Genomic DNA, 16,792 nt, shown 5'->3' on the forward strand with positions numbered 1-16,792 from the left:
CGTCGGCGATCGCCTCGAGGAAGGCGGCGCGGGCCTCGCGGCTCAGGTAGCCATAGCTCCAGAAGGCGTCTTCCGCCGCCTCGCAGGCGCGGTTCACCAGATCGACCGTGCCGACCGAGAATTCATGCACCGGGCCATGCGCCGGCTCGGAACGGAACACCGCCCCGCCGCCGACCCACGCGCCCGCGATCAGATGCTTGCCATGAGGGGTGAAGGTCATGGGAAATCCTCGCTCAGATCAGGTTGTTCGACGACAGAAACGCCTGCAGCTTCTGCTGCTGCGCCCCGGTCAGCGGCCAGGCCGAGGGCGGGCGGGTCGGGCCGCAATCGCGCCCCATCGCCTGCAGCGCGGCTTTGACGCCGGTGACATTGGTGCCGTTCATTTCCTCGGCCCGGATATCCTCGAAGGCGCGCATGCCTGCGATCAGGGCATTGGCGCGGGTGTAATCGCCACCTTCCAGCGCCGCGTGGATCGCCAGCGAGCGTTCGGGCCAGAGGTTGATCAGCCCCGAGGTGAAGCCGCGCGCGCCGACGGCGTAGAATGTGGGCGCCCAGACTTCGGCCAGACCGCCGACCCAGACGATCGAGGGATCGCAGGCCTCCCTGGCCTCGGCCAGCTTCATCGGGTTGGGGGTCGCCCATTTGACGCCGCGCACGCCGGGCACCGCGCAAAGGTCGGCAATCGCCCGCGTCCCGATCGCGTCGTTGCGCAGATAGAGCATCATCGGCAGCCCGCCCGAGGCATCGGCCACCGCATTGAGGTAATCGACGATGCCGCGCGGCGCGACAAAGGGGTCTGGCGGCTGGTGGATCATCAGCGCCGTCGCCCCGGCATCGGCCGAGGCGCGGGCGAGGCGACAGGCATCGCGGACACCGCGCCCGATCCCGGCCAGAACCGGGGCGCGGCCGGCCACCATGCCGGTCACCGCCTCGGCCATGGTGCAGGCCTCGTCGGTGGTCAGGGCATAGAATTCGCCGGTATTGCCGTTCACCACCGGCATGTGCAGCCCGGCCTTCAGCGCGTGGTCGATGATCGGCGCCAGCCGGTCGGGCGCGATCTCGCCCCTGTCATCGTAGGGAGTGACCAGGATTCCGGAGATGCCGGTCAGGGCCTCGTCAAGGGTCAGAGCCATCTTGTCCTCGTTCAGTAAATGTCGGGCTCGCCCGCCGCGGGCCCGAAATCATGTTGCAGATAATCGAAATCGCAACCCTTGTCGGCCTGGGTGACATGGCGCGCGAACATCCAGCCATAGCCGCGCTGATAGCGGGGTTCGGGCGCGACCCAGGCGGCGCGGCGGCGTTCGATCTCGGCCTCGTCGACCAGCATGTCGAGCCGCCGGTTGGGCAGGTCCAGCCGCACCGTGTCGCCGGTCTGCAGCAGGGCCAGCGGCCCGCCGATGAAGCTTTCGGGCGCGACATGCAGCACGCAGGCGCCGTAGGACGTGCCCGACATGCGCGCGTCCGAGATGCGCAGCATGTCGCGATGGCCCTGTTTGATCAGCGCCTTGGGGATCGGCAGCATACCCCATTCGGGAAAGCCGGGACCGCCCTGCGGGCCGGCATTGCGCAGCACCATGACGTGATCGGGCGTGACCTCCAGATTCTCGTCATCGACGGCCTTCTTCATCTCGGCATAGCTGTCAAAGACCAGCGCCGGACCTTCATGGGTCCAGTATTTCGGATCACAGGCGGCGGGCTTGATCACCGCGCCGTCGGGGCACAGGTTGCCGCGCAGCACCGCCAGCGAGCCTTCGTGATAGACCGGGTTCGACAGCGGCCGGATCACGTCGTCATTATAGACGACCGCGCCCTCGATCCCCTCGCCCAGCGTCCGGCCGGTCACGGTCAGTGCCGACAGGTCCAGCCGCTCGGCCAGTTGCACCATCAGCGCGCGCAGGCCCCCGGCATAGAAGAAATCTTCCATCAGGTAATCCTTGCCGGAGGGGCGGACATTGCAGATCATCGGCGTGTTGCGGCCAAGCGCGTCGAGGTCGTCCAGCGTCAGATCGACGCCCGCGCGCCGCGCCATGGCGATCAGATGCACCACGGCATTGGTCGAACATCCGGTGGCCATGGCGACGATGGCGGCGTTGCGCACGGCGGATTCGGTCACGATCCGGTCGGGGGTCAGTTCCTCCCAGACCATCTCGACGATGCGGCTGCCGCAATCGCTGCCCAGCCGCTGGTGGCCGGAATCGGCGGCCGGGATCGACGAGGCCCCCGGCAGCGACAGGCCCAGGGCCTCGGTGATCGAGGTCATGGTCGAGGCCGTGCCCATGGTCATGCAGGTGCCGACCGACCGGGCGATGCCGCCCTGAATGCCCAGCCATTCCTCGTCGGTGATATTGCCGGCGCGGCGTTCGTCCCAGTATTTCCACGCATCCGAGCCCGAGCCGAGGATCTTGCCGGCGTAATGGCCGCGCAGCATCGGCCCGGCGGGCAGGAAGATTGCCGGCACGCCCGCCGTGATCGCGCCCATCACCAGCCCCGGCGTGGTCTTGTCGCAGCCGCCCATCAGCACCACGCCGTCCAGCGGATGCGAGCGGATCATCTCTTCGGTCTCCATCGCCAGCATGTTGCGATAGATCATCGAGGTCGGCTTGGTAAAGCTTTCGTCCACCGACAGCGACGGCATCTCGACCGGGAAGCCGCCGGCCTGCAGGACCCCGCGTTTGACGTCCTTGACGCGCTCGGGGAAATGGCCGTGGCAGGAGTTCAGTTCGGACCAGGTGTTCAGGATGCCGATGATCGGGCGGCCGAGGAATTCCTTCTCGGAATAGCCAAGCTGCATCATCCGCGAGCGATGGCCGAAGCTGCGCAGATCGTCCGGCGCGAACCAGCGGGCGCTGCGCAGCTGATCCGGTGTGAGTCTTCCATCCCTGGCCATCGTCAACCTCCCTCGGTCGGGCTTCGGCATTATGAATGCGCATACATTTCGATTCTGTCAACGGTGTTTTTCTTCATGGACGAAACAACTTCCAATCAATACAGAAAACTTGACAGGGATACGCGAATCGTGCTGGTTATTGATGTATGCGTATACATACGCCGGCTAGCGGGCTGAACCGCCCGATGCCACCAACGCAGAGGTCGTCCCGGCGACCAATGGGAGGAAGAACATGAAACTTACCCGCAGAACGATTCTGGCGGCCGCCTGTAGCGCCGCGGTCCTGGCCCAGCCGATGGCCGCCGCGGCGCAGGACCTGCCGCGCAACGTGCGTCTGGTGATCGGCTCGAACTCGACGGGCGGCGACACCTATCAGGCCGCCGCGATCGTGGCCGAGGCACTGTCCGAACGGCTTGGCGTCAACATCAAGGTCGATGCGGTCGGCCCGTCCGAGGCATTCAAGGCCGTCGGCCGCGACAAGCGCGGCACGACCATCATGCTGCATCACGACCAGTCCTATCTGGCCAACCTCTATGGCGTTCCCGGCAATCCCGATCCGTTCGAAGGCTATGTCGTCGGCCCGTCGCTGACCATCAATCCGGGCAATGCCTATCTGGTGCCGAAGAACTCGCCCTACCAGACCATGGATGATGTCCTGAATGCCGCGGCCGAGGGCACCCGCGTGCGCGTGGCGATCCAGCCCGGCGGCGTCTCCGAGATCGGCTACACCGCCCTGCGCAACGCGGCGCGGATGAATGCCGCCGGGTCCGAGGAAAATATCGTGCCGGTCAATACCGGCTCGCAGTCGGACAAGAACCAGGCGATGTTCGACGGCCTCGCGGATATCATCAACGGCTCGATCCAGGCCAATGAGCAATTCGCGCAGCTCCCCGATGACGACCAGAAGGCCATGCGCTTTCTGTGGATCACCGCTACGCCCGAGGTGCTGCAGCAGGGTCCCGAAGCCGGCGTCGGCAACCTGACCCGGGCGGACATGCTGCAATACGCCGCGCCCCAGACCAGCGTGAAGCTGACCGAGACCGAGGACTTCACTTTCGACAAGCGGTTTTTCCTGATCTACAACAAGGATATGGACCCCGCGCAGATGCAGACGGTCGATGACGCCCTCGCCGCCATCTACCAGAAGGGCGATATCCAGAAGCGCATGCTCGAGGCGTTCTTCATCCCGGCCTACCTGCCGATGACGGAAAGTGCCGAGCTGCTGAAAGGCAAGCGTGACGCCTATGGCGCGATCATCGAGGCGCTGAAGGCGCCGCAATAGGCGCTGCCGGGGCTGCCCTTGCGGCGGCCCCCCGCATCCTTTCCCTTTGCCATTCACACGCGAGGAGGCAGCCATGGCAGATCTGTTCCAGGTGACGGTCGATTTCGACCGCTCGCACCTGATCTTTCCAAGACTGATCGGCATCATCCTGCTGTTGCTGGGGGCCGCTATCGCGGTCAGCCATCGGCAGGCCATCCTGAACAGCGGCCGCATGTGGGCGCAGACCTTCGGCGCGATGGACAAGCCGCGTTTCATCGGCACCCTGATTCTGACCGTCATCTATTTCCTGCTGATGGTTCCGGTCGGCGATCTCTGGCCCAATACCGGACTGGGCTTCCTGATCTGCTCGATCCCCTTCGTGGCGCTGATCAGCATTCTCTACATGCATGAGCGCGACGCCCGCAGCCTGCTGCCGGCGCTGATCGTTGCGGTGGTCGGCCCCGCGCTGGTCTGGTGGCTGTTCACCTATGTCTTCGCGCTGACCCTGCCATAAGGAGCCGCGAGCATGGATTTCCTGCAATTCCTCACGCCGATGTATCTGTTCCTGATCTTCTCGGGCACGCTGGTCGGCATCATCTTCGGCGCCATTCCCGGCATGACCGCGACCATGGCGGTGGCGGTCTGCCTGCCGCTGACCTATTCGCTGGGGCTGGACAACGGCCTTGCGCTGCTTCTGGGCCTCTATGTCGGCGGCATCTCGGGCGGGCTGGTGCCAGCGATCCTTCTGGGCATTCCCGGGACGCCCTCATCCATCACCACCTGTTTCGACGGCTATCCCATGGCCCAGCGGGGCGAGGGCGAGAAGGCGCTGCGCATCGGCATCATCTCGTCGCTGGTCGGCGGGCTGATCTCGCTTGCGGCGCTGTTCCTCTTTGCGCCGGCGCTGGCCGAATTCGCCATCAAGTTTTCCTATGTCGAGAAGTTCCTGATCATCCTCTTCGCGCTGACCGTGATGGCGGCACTGTCCGACAACATGCTGCTGGGCATCTTTTCCGGCTTCCTGGGCATCTTCGTCAGCCTGATCGGGGTCTATGACGTGACCGAGGGCGGCAACGGGCAATACCGGCTGATCCCGCCCGGCACCGAATACTGGCTGGAGGGTGGATTCTCGCTGCTGCCGGTGCTGATCGGCCTGTTCGGCCTCGCGACCATCCTCGAAGGCGCCGAGGCCGGCATGCCCAAGGGCCAGTCGCTGAAGGACATCAAGGTGGGCGAGCATTCGCGCTTTCGCTGGTCGGTCTTCAAGGGTCAGGTGGTCAACCTGGTCCGGTCCTCATCCATCGGCACCTTTGTCGGCATCCTGCCCGGCGTCGGCGGCTCGGCCGCGTCGATCCTGTCCTATACGGCGGCCAAGACCGCCTCGAAGGACCCCGACAGCTTTGGCAAGGGAAACCCGGCGGGGATCATCGCCTCGGAATCGGGCAATAACGGACTGACCGGCGGCGCGCTGGTGCCGCTTCTGTCGCTGGGGATTCCGGGCGATTCGACCACGGCGCTGCTGATCGGGGCCTTCACCCTGCAGGGCATTCAGGTCGGCCCGCTGTTCATCGGCAATAATCCCGGCACCTGGGATTCGATGATCGTTGCCATGCTGCTGGCCAATCTCGTCATGTTCGGGCTGATGTATTTCGCCATCCGCTGGCTGGCCATGGTGGTGGCGGTGCCCAAGCACATCCTGTTCCCGGTCATCCTGATGATGTGCGTGATCGGCGCCTATACGATCAATTACGGCATCATGTTCGATGTCTGGACATTGCTGATCTTCGGCATCGTCGGCTGGCTGGCGCCCAAGCTGAAGCTTGAGATCGCGCCCTTCATCATCGGCTTCATCCTTGGTCCGGCGGCCGAGATCTACTTCGTCAAGAGCCTGGAAAGCTTTGGCACCCTGTCGATCTTCTTCACCAAAAGCTGGATCGCGCTGCTGCTCTGGGCGCTGATCATCGGCTCGGTGGTGGGGTCGGCCATGCTGGCGCGGCGCAAGGCGCAGGGGCAGGGCGCGGCGGCGTAAGGCGGCTTGCATCGCGCCGCCGCCCCCCGCCATAAGATGGGCATGAACAGTTCGGACAAAGCCCGCAAGCAACGCCCCCGCCCGACAGGGACGGGGGCTGTCACCATGGCCTCGGTCGGGCGCATGGCGGGCGTGTCGCAGGTCACCGTGTCGCGCGCGCTGTCCGATCCGTCGAAAGTCTCGCCCGAGACGCTGCGCCGCATTCACGAGGCGATCGAGGCCACCGGCTTTGTTCCCAACGCGCTGGCCGGGGCGCTGGCCTCGCGCCGAAGCCGGCTGATCACCGCGCTGGTGCCCTCGATCACCAACATCGTCTATTCCAGCCTGCTGCACGGCTTTTCCGACATCATGCGCGAGCATGGCTATCAGATCATGCTGTCGGAAACCGGCTTCGATCCCGAGCGCGAGCAGGAGATGATCGAAACCCATCTGGCCCGCCGGCCCGATGGCATGCTGCTGACCGGCATCCACCACAGCGCTGCCGCGCGCCGGATGCTGATCGGCTCGGGCACGCCGGTGGTCGAGGTCTGGGACATCACCGAAACGCCGATCGATTGCTGCGTCGGCTTCTCGCATGCCGCGACCGGGGCCGAGGCGGCGGAATTCGCCATCCGGGCCGGCTATCGCAGGGCGGCGACCGTGACGGCGGGGGATCAGCGCGCGCAGCGCCGGCGGGACGCCTTTGTCGAGGGGTTTCGCGCCGCCACGGGCGAGGAGCTGCCCGCGATCGACTTTCCGCCCGGCACCGCAACGCTGGGCCAAGGCCGCGATTCCCTGCGGAGGCTGATCGAGGAAAAGGGTTTTGAGGCGGGCGTGATCTTCTGCAGCTCGGACCAGTATGCCCACGGTATCCTGACCGAGGCGATGGCCCGCAACCTGCGCGTACCCGACCAGATCGCGGTGATCGGCTTCGGCGACCAGAGCTTTGCCGAACACACCTTCCCGTCACTGACAACCGTGCGGATCGACCGCGACGCCCTGGGCAAGGCCGCCGCCAAGGCGCTGCTGGACCGTTTCGAAAACCGCCCGCTGAAGACCAGCACGATCAACGTGGGCTTCGAGATCATCAAGCGCGCTTCGGCCTGACCCGGACGACATTTCTGCGGATCTATCTGGCAGGTTGGAAGATGGGCGGCGCGTTGATACGCGGGGCAGGGCCGGCCGCACCCATTCCCTTGCCACGACAGTACGGGGCCATTGCGGAACAACCGCAACGGCCCCGATATGGGCGTCAGCAGGTGGCTGCAATCACTGGGGGCTTTGTTCCGCGACCCTGTTCCAGCGGATCGAGGACCACAGCGATATGCCGATCAGGGCGGCGCCACCCAATCCGGTGATCACCTCGGGGATGCGGAAGAAGGATTGCAGGAACATGATCAGCGACAGGGCGATGATGGCATAGAAGGCGCCGTGTTCCAGAAAGCGGTACTGGGTCAGCGTGCCCTTTTCGACCAGCATGATGGTCATCGATCGCACATACATCGCACCGATCCCAAGGCCGATGGCGATGACGAACAGGTTCTGGGTCAGTGCGAAGGCGCCGATCACCCCGTCGAAGCTGAAGGACGCATCCAGCACCTCGAGATAGAGGAACGCGCCCAGACCGCCCTTCGCGCCGGCCTGCAGCATCTCCTGGCTGCTGTCCAGAAGTCCGCCCAGGACCTCGACCAGCAGGAAGGTCAGCAGGCCCCAGATGGCCGATCTGAAGAACACCTCGGATTCGGTCGGGTCGAGGAAGCGCGAGAAGATCAGCACGGTGATCAGCGCAATGGCGACCTCGATGCCGCGGATGGTGGCGTATTTCTGCATCCTCCGCTCAAGCCACTGCACCCAGTGCACGTCCTTTTCGTGGTCGAAGAAGAAGCTGAGGCCGACCATCATTAGGAAGGTGCCGCCGAAGGCCGCGATCGGCAGATGCGCGTCATGCATGATCCGGGCGTATTCCTCGGGCCTTGACGCGGCCAGGACCATCGCCTGCCACGGCCCGATCTTCGCCGCGATCACCACGATCAGCAGCGGAAAGACGATCCGCATGCCGAAGACCGCGATGATGATCCCCCAGGTCAGGAAGCGGTGCTGCCATTCCGGGGTCATGTCCTTCAGCTTGTTGGCATTGACGATGGCGTTGTCGAAGGAGAGCGAGATCTCCAGCACCGCCAGCACGGTGCAGATGAAGAAGATAGTCAGCATGCCGCCGACCGTGCCGGTCATCTGCCAGCCGAGGGCGGCGCCAAGCGCAAGCCCGAGGGCGGTGACGATGAAGGCCCATTTGAAGTAATGCAGCATCCCACGGTCGGGGGCTGCCGCGGACAGCGATCCGTTTGTCATGTCAGAATAGTCCCAGCGGCTGGTCAAGGATCAGTGCCGACATCACGAACGTACCGCCACGTCCGCCAGAGGGGCCCGGTCACCACTTGGTGGGTTCACGAAAGCGCGAACTCTCGCGCAGATGGGAAGGCCGGGGCGGAATTCAAGACCCGGCCGGCGCAGAAATTTCCGCCTGAATCGGCACCGGCGGCGTCACGCCGAGGCGGGTCGCGTGTGCGCCCATCTTCTGCCAATGCGCCTCGTTGATGGGAACGCCATCCCGCAGCGCCGCGCGGCGCTTGCGCGAAGCGCTGTCGCCGGGGACACGCACCGGGCCGTTGTTCCATGGCGCGGGCGGGTTGCTGCGGCAGGCATCGGCAAGCCAGTCGGACTGTTCGGTGAAACTGCCAAGGCCGGCAAAGAATTCCGGGTCCATCACCTGAATGAAGGCGCTTTGCGCCAGCGGCCCCGGCGCGGTATTCGCCCGGCCCTTGCCCGACAGGCCCTGACCCAGCAGGTCGACCATCAGCGCCAGGCCGTAGCCCTTGTGCCCCTTCAGCGCGCCGCCCAGCGGCATCATCGTGCCGCCGTGTTCGGTGATTTCGCGCGGGTCGTTGGTCGGCTCGCCTGCTGCGGTCAGGCCCCAGGCCTCGGGGTATTTCTCGCCGCGTTTCGCCATAAGCTGGGTCATCGTGGTCGTGGTGATCGAACAAGACACATCGATCATGATCGGGTCGCCGGTCGTCGGAAAGCCCATGGCAAGCGGGTTCGGCGTCAGAAGCGGTCTGGTGCCGCCATAGGGTGCCACGCGCGCGGCCGCCGGGTTCGAGGTCGATATCTGGACGATCAGCCCGCGTTCCGTCAGCGGGCGCATATAGGCCGACAGAGCGCATGTGTGGTGGCAGTTGCGGATGGCGGCGGCGACGATGCCGTGCTGCGCCACGCGTTCGGCGGCCTGTTCCAGCGCCCGAGACAAAAGCCACGCCCCCGGCAGCAGCCGCCCGTCCCAGACAAAGGCCGAACCCTTGTCGGCCACGACCTCATAGCTGCCCTTGCCGTTCAGGCTGCCATCCTCGAGGGATTCGATATACCAGTGCATCAGCTGCAGGCCATGGGTGTCATGGCCGATCAGGTCGCCCTCGACGAGAATCCCGGCGGTGGTGGCGGCCTTGTCGGCTTCCATTCCGGCGCTGGTCAGCAGGGCGGTTGCGTACTCGATCAGTTCGGCGCGGTCGAACAGGGGCATGGCGATCTCCGTTGATGGGGTTCCGCGCGCCGGTCGGGCCGGCGCGCGGCAATCGGTTACTTGAAGCCGATCTGCGACAGCTGCAGTTCCGAGTTGGTGGCGATGGTCGGCTGGAACGCCAGCCGCGGCGAGACGCGGGTAAAGCCGACCATGTGGAACATCGGGATATCCGCCACGATCTCGGTATTCACCTTGGTGAACAGCTCTTGCCAGAGCTTGGTCCGGTCGTCGCCGGTCGCGGCGGTGGCGCGGGCGATCAGGTCATCGACGCTTGGGTCCTGAACCATGGAATGCGCGCCGGTCGAGGCGTATTTCACGAAGGCGGTGAACACCGGGTCGCCGGTGGCGTTGTCGTGCTGCGACTGGGTCAGGGTCGGCCCGGCATCGCCCACGAAGGGCGAGACGAAATAGTTGTTCCACACCGACACGTCGAACATGTCCAGCTTCACGTTCAGGCCCACATCCTGAAGCATGGCCATGATCGCCTCCATGGTCTCGGTGGCGTTCGGATACTGGCCGTTGCGGCCGATGATGCGGATCTCGGTATCGACCGGAACGCCGGCGGCCTCGGCCTCTTCGACCAGTTCGCGGGCCCGGTCGGGATCATAGGGCCAGACCGGCACGTCGGGATTGTAGCCGATGGTCGTCGGCACCACGAGATGCGTGGCGATCTGGGCATCGGCGGGGAACAGCGTGCCGACCATCGCCTCGCGGTCGATGGCCAGGTTCATGGCCTCGCGGATCCGGCGGTCGTCCAGCGGCGCGGCGCGCGTGTCGATCCGCAGCGAGGTGGTTTCCGAGTTCGGATAGGAGAAATCGGTTTCCGGATTGGTCGCGTCCTGCAGCGCGATCGAGGGCACGATGTCGGCCTCGCCCGTATCGACCATGGCCGCGGCCACGGCGCTGTCCGAGCGGAACAGATAGGTCGCCTTCTCGACCTGCGGCTGCTCGCCCCAGTAATCGGAGTTGCGGGTCAGCGTGATCGACTGGCCGACCTGCCAGTCCGAGAACACATAGGGTCCGGTTCCGATCGGCTGGCGGGTGAATTCGTCCGCCGGGGTCGCGGCGGCAGATTCGACCGGCATCACCGACATCAGCAGGGGCAGGATCGGCTGCGCCGGGCTGGTGGTGATGCGGATGGTGTTGTCGTCGGGGATCTCGAAGCTGAATTCCATGCCGCCGAAATACTTACCGCCGGTTTCGCAGCTGAATTCGGGGTTCTTGTTGCGCTCGATGGTGAACTTCACGTCCTTGGCGGTGAAGGCGCTGCCGTCATGCCATTTCACGCCCGGACGCAGCTTGAATTCCCAGGTATCCTCGTCGATCTGCGACCATTCGGTGGCAAGGCGCGGCTTCAGCCCGCCATTCACATAGTCGAATTCGATCAGCATCTCGTTGACGTTCTCCGAGATGACGCGGCCCACGTCCTGCCGCGCGGCCATGCAGGGCTCGACCACATCGACGGTCTCGGCCAGAACGATGGTCACATCGCGGCTTGCGTCCTGTGCCAGCGCCGGAACGCCGGCGGCGGCAAGGATGGTGGTGGTCAGGCAGGCTGCTGCTGTCTTCAGTCTCATGTCGGGTCTCCTCCCCTCGGGCGCCAGAGGCGCGGATTTTCAGGTGGTCGATGAAGTCTCGATGCGCCGCGGCCGATCCTGTCCCGCCGCGGCGCAGGGATCGCTGGTCATTTCGTCGAGTCGATCAGCTTCTGCATCATGTCCATTTCTTCCTCGCTCAGATCGGTCAGCGGGGCGCGGACCGGGCCGGCCTCGAAGCCGCGCAGCCGCACACCCGCCTTGACCGCGGACACGGCATAGCCGGCCTTGCGGTCGCGGATCCTGGCGAAGGGGTAATAGAAATCGCGCAGCATCTGTTCGCAGGTGGCGTCGTCGCCCTTCTGGAAGGCGCCGTGGAACTTCAGGGCGACCTCGGGCACGAAGTTGAACACGGCCGAGGAATAGGTCGGCATTCCGGCGCCGCGATAGGCCTGGGCGAACAGTTCATGCGTCGGCATCCCGCCGATATAGGACAGCCTGTCGCCCAGCATCACGGTGACGCGGCGCACCGTGTCGATATCGCCGGTCCCGTCCTTGAACCCGATCAGGTTCGGGCATTCATCGGCCAGCTGCGCAAGCTGCTCGGCGGTGACACGCGCCTGTCCGCGGTTATAGACGATCACGCCCATGCTGGTCGCCTTGCAGACCGCCCGGATGCGGGTGGCGATGCCCTCGGCGGGCGCCTCGGTCAGGTAATGCGGCAGCAGCAGGATGCCATCGCCGCCGGCCGCCTCGATCTCGCGCGCCATGTCGCAGGCGATCCGGGTGCCATAGCCGCAGCCCGCGATCACCGGCCCCCCGGTCGCGGCCTGCCGGGCGGTCCGCACCACCTCGACCACCTCCGCAGGCGTCAGCGAGAACAGCTCTCCCGTGCCGCCCGCCACGATCAGGCCGGCGACCGGGTAGGCCGACAGCCATTCCAGATGCGCCGCGAAGGGTCTGCTGGCAAAGCGATCCTCGCCGTCGAAGGGGGTGACCGGGAAGGACAGCAGGCCTTCGCGGATGATTTCGCGCAGTTCGTTCGGGGCAATCATGGGCTTACCTGAGTTTTCGGGTTGCAGGGGGCAGCGCCGCCGACGCGGCAGGGCGGGTGAACGCGAAAGCTGCAAGCCCGATACGGTCGCGGCATTCCATCCTCTCCTCCCAAAGACAGAATCAGTGACTGTTTGCTCCGTTACTGATATGTTAGTATAACAAATGTATCAATAGCTGATTCATATTATTGTGCCGGAGGGGCGGCACGGTTATGTAGAAACCCGGAGGCGAGAGCATATGAACAGCAATCTGGCGATGACGTTCGGTCTGTCCGTTCCCGGCAATGCGGCGGCGGGCGGAACGGTACAGACGGTCTATCAGGATCTGCGCAGGCGGATCATCGGGCTGGAACTGCTGCCCGACACCACATTGTCGCGCGCCGAACTGACCGACACTTACGAGGTCAGCCAGACCCCGATCCGCGAGGCGCTGCAACTGCTGAAGCAGGAAAACCTCGTGCGGATCTATCCGCAGTCCAAGACCGTCGTGACCCGCATCGACATCCCGCAGATCCACGAGGCGCATTTCCTGCGCGTGGCGCTGGAAACCGAGGTGTGCCGGCGGCTGGCGAGCGAACGCGACGACCAGACCGTGACCCGCGCGCGCTCGATCGTGAAGATGCAGGAAGCCATCGCCGAGGATCGCAGCCAGATGGCGCTGTTCCAGGAACTGGACGAACTGTTTCACCGGACCCTGTTCGCCGCACTGGACCGCACCGGCCTGTATCAGCTTCTGCGCGAGCGTTCGGGCCATCTTGAGCGGATCCGACGGCTGCATCTGCCCGAAATGGGCAAGGTTCTGGACGTTCTGGGCGCGCATAACGCCATCATCGACGCCATCGACGCCCGGGACGAAGATCGCGCGGTCGCGGCGATCCGCGATCACCTGAGCCGCACGATCACGAAAATCGGCGAGCTGCAAAAGGAATTTCCCGACTATTTCGCGTGAAAAGGGGGGCCTCGGCCCCCCATTTCAGTTCACCGGCGTCAGCAGCGGCTTTCCGGCGAAAAAGGCCGCCAGATTGTCCAGCGTCATCTGTGCCATGCGGTCGCGGGTTTCCTCGGTTCCGCTGGCGTGGTGGGGATACAGCACCACATTGTCCAGCTGGACAAGCGCCGGCGCGGGATTGGGCTCGTTCAGATAGACATCAAGCCCGGCCGAGGCGATGCGCCCCTCTTGCAGCGCGCGGATCAGGGCGGGCTCATCGACCACCGTGCCGCGCGCGATATTGATCAGGCTGCCCTGCGGGCCAAGCGCATCCAGCACCGGGGCCGAGATCAGCCCCTCGGTCTCGGCGCCGCCGGGCGTCGTGACCAGTAGCACATCGGCCCAGGCGGCCAGCTTTGTCAGATCGGCAAAGAAGGGAAGATCGGTATCGGGTTTGGGGCGCCGCCCGAAATAGCCGACCTCCAGCCCGACCGCCTGGCAGCGCCGGGCGACGGCGCGGCCGATATTGCCAAGGCCCACGATCCCGGCACGTTTCCCCGAGGTCGAGGTGGTCAGCGGCATCATGCCCTTGCGCCCCCATTCCCCCGAGCGGACATAGGCGTCGCCCTGCACCAGCCGTCGCCGCGCGGCCAGCATCAACAGCAGTGCCATATCCGCCACATCATCGACCAGCGCATCCGAGGTGTTGGTCAGCCGGATGCCGCGCCGGGTCATCTCGGGCAGGTCCATCAGGTCGAACCCGGCCGAGGAACATGCCGCAAGCTTCAGCGCCGGCAGCCGGTCCAGCAGCGCCGCGTCAACCGTCACATGGCCGTTCACCACCATGGCGCTGCACAGGGGTCCGGCCTTGTCCAGCAGCGCCTCGCGCTCGCTGCCCTTGGTCAGGTCCAGCCGGTGCAGGCGATAGGTATCCGCCAGAATCTCCATGTGCCGGGGGCGCAGCGGATAGGCGACAAGGACATCGGGTTTCATGCAGATACCGCCATTTCAAGTTCCATCCGGGCCGTGCGCCGGGCCGCCTGTATTTCGGGGTCCGGGTCAAGGCTCGCGGCCAGCAGCGCGCGGGTATAATCCTTGCGCGGGGCCTCGAATATCTGGCGCACCGGGCCTTCCTCGACGATCTCGCCGGATTTCATCACGATCACCCGGTCGGCGAAATCGCGGACCACCGGCAGGTCATGGGCGATGAACAGATAGGACAGGCCCATTTCCCGGCGCAGCCCGGCCAGCAATTCGATCACCTGCGCCTGGATCGAGACATCCAGTGCCGACACCGCCTCGTCGCAGACGATCAGCTTCGGCTCCATCGCCAGCGCGCGCGCTATTGCGATCCGCTGCCGCTGCCCGCCCGAGAACTGATGCGGATAGCGCACGGCCATTTCCGGCTTCAGCCCGACCTTGGTCAGCAATTCGGCGACCCGATCCCTCCACTGCTTGCGGGGCAGGATCTCGGGATGGATCGCCCAGGCCTCGGAGATCAGCTGGAACACCGTCATCCGCGGGTTGAGGCTTTGCGTCGGGTCCTGAAAGACCATCTGCAGATCGCGGCGCAGGCCGAACAGCTCGCGCGGGCCAAGGGTCATCAGGTCCTTGCCGCGATAGTGGATCTGCCCGGAACTGGGATCGTCCAGCCGCAGGATCGCGCGGGCAAGCGTCGATTTTCCCGATCCGCTTTCGCCCACGACCGCCACCGTCTCGCCGGGCATGATGGTCAGATCGACACCCTTCAGCGCGTGGAAGGCGCTGTAATACTTGTGCAGATCGGTCGCGCGCAGCAACGGCTCGCCGCGCCGGTCGCTTTCCTCGGGCATCTCGCCCGAACCGGGCGCCGCCGCGATCAGCTTTTTCGTATAGGGATGCTGCGGGTTGTGATAGACCTCGGAGGCGTTGCCGGTCTCGACGATCTGGCCACCATTCATCACCACCACCCGGTCGGCGATCTCGGCCACGACGCCAAGATCGTGCGTGATCAGCAGCAGGCCCATGCCGGTTTCCTGCTGCAATTCCTCAAGTAGCGCCAGCACCTGCGCCTGCACGGTGACGTCCAGCGCGGTCGTCGGCTCGTCCGCGATCAGGATGTCGGGCTTGCAGGCCAGCGCCATGGCGATCATCAGGCGTTGCCGCTGCCCGCCCGAGAACTGATGCGGGTATTTGCCGAACGCCAGATCTGGCTCGGGAAGGCCGACCCGGTGCAGCAGGTCGCGCGCGCGGGCGGCGGCCTTGTCCCTGGGCCGGCCATGGGTCGTCATCATCTCGGCGATCTGCCAGCCGACGGTAAAGACCGGATTCAGATGGGCCAGCGGATCCTGAAAGATCATCGCGATCTTTGCGCCGTTGATGGCGCGCCGTTCCTCGGCGCTCATCTTCAGCATGTCCTTGCCGTTCAACAGGATCGCGCCGCTGGTGATCTTGCCGGGCGGCATGTCGATCAGGTTCATCACCGCCGAGGCGGAAACCGACTTGCCCGATCCGCTTTCGCCGAGGATAGCCAGGGTTTCACCTCGGTCCAGATACCAGTTGACATTCTGGACCGCCTTCACCGTGCCCGCCGCGGTGTGGAATTCGACCGACAGGTCGCGGACCTCAAGCAGATGGTCAGCCATTCTTCCGCCCTCCCATTTCAAGGCGCCAGCGTTGCGTCGGATCCAGCGCGATGCGCATCCAGTTCGACAGAAGGTTCAACGACAGTGTCGTCAGAATGATGGCAAGGCCCGGCCAGAAGGACAGCCACCATGCGTTGGTCAGGTAGGGCCGCCCCTGCGAGACCATCAGGCCCCAGGTGATCTCGGGCGCCTGAATGCCGATCCCGAGGAAGGACAGCGCCGATTCCGCCAGCATCACGAAGGCGAAATCCAGCGTGGCGATGGTGACCAGCGTGGGCAGGATCACCGGCAGGATATGGCGAAAGATGATCCGCATGTCCGAGGCGCCCATGACCTTGGCGGCCTGCACGAACATCCGCTCGCGCACCTCCAGCACCTCGGCTCGCGCGGTGCGCAGGTAGATCGGGATGCGGGTGATGGCCAGAACCAGCACGATATTGGCGATCGAGGGCTCGAGCATGTAGAGCACGATCACCGCCAGCAGCAGCGAGGGGAAGGACATGATCACGTCCCCCAGCCGCATGATCCATTGCGCCGCCCGCTTGCGGCTGTAACCGGCGATCAGCCCCAGGGTGGTGCCGATCACGGCCGAGGCGACCACCGCCGCGCCCGCGACCAGCAGCGTGTTGCGCGCCGCGACGACGATTCGCGCCAGAAGCGGCCGGCCCAGGGCGTCTGCCCCGAGGATGAAGGCCCAGCCGCGCGACAGGTCAAACGGCGGCGCGTTGCGTCCGCGCAGGTTCTGTTTGGTGGCCAGCGTCTCGAACAGCAGCGGCCCGAAGATCGCGCAAAGCACCGCAATCAGCAGGAACAGCGCCGCGAAGAAGGCGAACTTGTCCGCCCAGAGCAGCGCGAACCATTGCGCGACGAGGCCCTTTGGCTTGGCGGCGTCGGAGGTCTGTGTATTTGTTGCTGACATC

14 protein-coding genes and 1 pseudogene are annotated in these 16,792 nt (G+C 65.2%); 5 read left to right on the top strand and 10 right to left on the bottom strand.

All coding sequences use genetic code 11. The annotated features are described in order from the left end of the window. From KNW02_RS14480 to araD, 3 genes and pseudogenes are all read right to left on the bottom strand, one after another. Positions 1-220 (bottom strand): annotated as a pseudogene (locus KNW02_RS14480) (aldehyde dehydrogenase (NADP(+))); the annotation flags it as partial. Between the two features lie 13 nt (positions 221-233). Next, positions 234-1,133 carry a dihydrodipicolinate synthase family protein gene (locus KNW02_RS14485; protein WP_216033996.1) on the bottom strand — a complete coding sequence of 300 codons (900 nt, stop codon included), beginning with the start codon at positions 1,131-1,133 and terminating at the stop codon, positions 234-236. 11 nt (positions 1,134-1,144) lie between these two features. Then, positions 1,145-2,887, bottom strand: a complete 1,743-nt coding sequence (araD, locus tag KNW02_RS14490; RefSeq protein WP_216033997.1) for an L-arabinonate dehydratase — start codon at positions 2,885-2,887, stop codon at positions 1,145-1,147. Between the two features lie 232 nt (positions 2,888-3,119). On the opposite strand from araD, the gene KNW02_RS14495 reads away from it, so the two are divergent. The 4 genes from KNW02_RS14495 to KNW02_RS14510 all read left to right on the top strand — a co-directional run bounded on the left by KNW02_RS14495 (position 3,120) and on the right by KNW02_RS14510 (position 7,263). Further along, entirely contained in the window at positions 3,120-4,169 is a 1,050-nt protein-coding gene (locus KNW02_RS14495) for a type 2 periplasmic-binding domain-containing protein (protein WP_216033998.1), read from the top strand. A gap of 73 nt (positions 4,170-4,242) precedes the next feature. Continuing rightward, positions 4,243-4,662 (top strand): tripartite tricarboxylate transporter TctB family protein, encoded by a 420-nt coding sequence (locus tag KNW02_RS14500; protein ID WP_216033999.1) that lies wholly within the window; start codon positions 4,243-4,245, stop codon positions 4,660-4,662. 12 nt (positions 4,663-4,674) lie between these two features. Then, positions 4,675-6,177: a tripartite tricarboxylate transporter permease gene (locus tag KNW02_RS14505; protein WP_216034000.1), complete on the top strand. Its 1,503-nt coding sequence runs from the start codon at positions 4,675-4,677 to the stop codon at positions 6,175-6,177. Positions 6,178-6,282: 105 nt separating this feature from the next. Beyond that, positions 6,283-7,263: a LacI family DNA-binding transcriptional regulator gene (locus KNW02_RS14510; protein ID WP_216034001.1), complete on the top strand. Its 981-nt coding sequence runs from the start codon at positions 6,283-6,285 to the stop codon at positions 7,261-7,263. Positions 7,264-7,425: 162 nt separating this feature from the next. Here KNW02_RS14510 and KNW02_RS14515 read toward each other — a convergent pair whose 3' ends face one another. From KNW02_RS14515 to KNW02_RS14530, 4 genes are all read right to left on the bottom strand, one after another. Next, positions 7,426-8,505, bottom strand: coding sequence for a DUF475 domain-containing protein (locus tag KNW02_RS14515; RefSeq protein ID WP_252733900.1), 1,080 nt, complete (start codon positions 8,503-8,505; stop codon positions 7,426-7,428). Positions 8,506-8,647: 142 nt separating this feature from the next. Next, positions 8,648-9,730, bottom strand: a complete 1,083-nt coding sequence (locus KNW02_RS14520; protein ID WP_216034002.1) for an Ldh family oxidoreductase — start codon at positions 9,728-9,730, stop codon at positions 8,648-8,650. Positions 9,731-9,786: 56 nt separating this feature from the next. Further along, the gene (locus KNW02_RS14525; RefSeq protein ID WP_216034003.1) at positions 9,787-11,307 is read right to left on the bottom strand and encodes an ABC transporter substrate-binding protein; all 1,521 of its coding nucleotides are present in this window, start codon (positions 11,305-11,307) and stop codon (positions 9,787-9,789) included. 107 nt (positions 11,308-11,414) lie between these two features. Beyond that, entirely contained in the window at positions 11,415-12,317 is a 903-nt protein-coding gene (locus KNW02_RS14530; RefSeq protein ID WP_216034032.1) for a 5-dehydro-4-deoxyglucarate dehydratase, read from the bottom strand. A 241-nt stretch (positions 12,318-12,558) separates the two neighbouring features. On the opposite strand from KNW02_RS14530, the gene KNW02_RS14535 reads away from it, so the two are divergent. Next, entirely contained in the window at positions 12,559-13,269 is a 711-nt protein-coding gene (locus KNW02_RS14535) for a GntR family transcriptional regulator (RefSeq protein WP_216034004.1), read from the top strand. 24 nt (positions 13,270-13,293) lie between these two features. Here KNW02_RS14535 and KNW02_RS14540 read toward each other — a convergent pair whose 3' ends face one another. The 3 genes from KNW02_RS14540 to KNW02_RS14550 are packed head-to-tail and all read right to left on the bottom strand — an operon-like array spanning position 13,294 to position 16,791. Next, positions 13,294-14,241: a 2-hydroxyacid dehydrogenase gene (locus KNW02_RS14540; protein WP_216034005.1), complete on the bottom strand. Its 948-nt coding sequence runs from the start codon at positions 14,239-14,241 to the stop codon at positions 13,294-13,296. Then, the gene (locus KNW02_RS14545; protein ID WP_216034006.1) at positions 14,238-15,872 is read right to left on the bottom strand and encodes an ABC transporter ATP-binding protein; all 1,635 of its coding nucleotides are present in this window, start codon (positions 15,870-15,872) and stop codon (positions 14,238-14,240) included. The genes KNW02_RS14540 and KNW02_RS14545 overlap by 4 nt, the downstream gene beginning before the upstream one ends. Then, on the bottom strand, positions 15,865-16,791 hold the full coding sequence (locus KNW02_RS14550) for an ABC transporter permease (protein WP_216034007.1): 927 nt from the start codon (positions 16,789-16,791) through the stop codon (positions 15,865-15,867). The genes KNW02_RS14545 and KNW02_RS14550 overlap by 8 nt, the downstream gene beginning before the upstream one ends. Between the last annotated feature and the right edge of the window lies 1 nt (position 16,792).

Source organism: Paracoccus marinaquae (assembly GCF_018860165.1).
Lineage (GTDB): Bacteria > Pseudomonadota > Alphaproteobacteria > Rhodobacterales > Rhodobacteraceae > Paracoccus > Paracoccus marinaquae.